Annotated in this window: 2 protein-coding genes; both read right to left on the reverse strand. The window is 40.6% G+C overall.

The annotated features are described in order from the left end of the window. On the reverse strand, nucleotides 1-274 hold a 274-nt coding region (locus tag O9290_RS25140; protein ID WP_288024763.1), incomplete at its 3' end, for a hypothetical protein. An 85-nt stretch (nucleotides 275-359) separates the two neighbouring features. Further along, the coding region (locus O9290_RS25145) for a DUF4351 domain-containing protein (RefSeq protein WP_288055735.1) at nucleotides 360-1,062 on the reverse strand (703 nt) is incomplete at its 5' end.

Here is a 1,062-nt window from a genome sequence, read left to right on the forward strand (position 1 = left end):
GTTGTTGATGACGGTGAGCTTCTCTTTGTAATTGTTCCCGCACAGTCAACAGTTTAGATAAACAAGCGAGAATTCCCTCAATCGTGACAGGATTGCGATAGGGTTCCAATAGACAAGGGGTTTGAGCTAATTTGCCCAATAGGCCTAATTCGGGCGGCATTTCTGGGGAAGTCGGTCGAAAATACACATCGATTTCTTGAGTTTCTGCCGTCACATCAAGGCTAGTTTTCACGTCACCAGAAGAAGAAAGAAAGGTTTCGAGGTAGTCTTTCACTAAATTTATCCCAAAGAAAGCGAGTCAAGACCTAAGTTATTAAATCAATGATGATGATTATTTTATCATCTTCAAAGCCTATTTATTAGTTCAGCCAATTAATTAAGTCAGCTTGAGTCTCAAAGTCTAGCAATGCTTCTCCTAAGTCTTCTAATTGTTCAACGGCTAGTTTTTGGATAGTTTCGGTAATATGCGGGGGCAGTTCACCAAAACGTCGGTTAAGCAAGCGTAGCACTAGGTTGGCTTCTCCTTTTTGAAGTCCGATAGCTTCTCCTTCTTGAATGCCTTCGATTCTGCCTTTTTGAAGTCCGATAGCTTCTCCTTGTTGAATCGCTGCTTCTCTATCTTGTTCGTATAAAGGGGCTAAACGCATAATAAATTTACTCTCCTCCTGGGTTCTTTTGGGTAAGGCTTGCAAGTTCCTACTCAAATTGTATAATAATTTTAAGGAAGCTGATTTAAAGGGATGACTAGAAGACAAGGCCTCTAATTCATCAATCGCTCTGCTTCTGGTTCCTCCTCTGCCTAATAATCTTAACCAAAGGGTTTCAGGGGTTTCGGGTAATTGATGCAGGACAATAAGGGATGTATTTAATGCTGGAGGTAAAAAATAAATTCCTTCTCCCCAATCTGGATGATTGAGAGCGGAAAAAGCAGTTATAATCCTCTGACTGGCAGTAGGAGTTAGTATCCATAGTCTAGGAATATTTTCTGCTAATAAGGGTTGTTGATGACGGTGAGCTTCTCTTTGTAATTGTTCCCGCACAGTCAACAGTTTAGATAAACAA

Source organism: Microcystis sp. LE19-41.2A, assembly GCF_027530405.1.
GTDB classification, from domain to species: domain Bacteria; phylum Cyanobacteriota; class Cyanobacteriia; order Cyanobacteriales; family Microcystaceae; genus Microcystis; species Microcystis aeruginosa.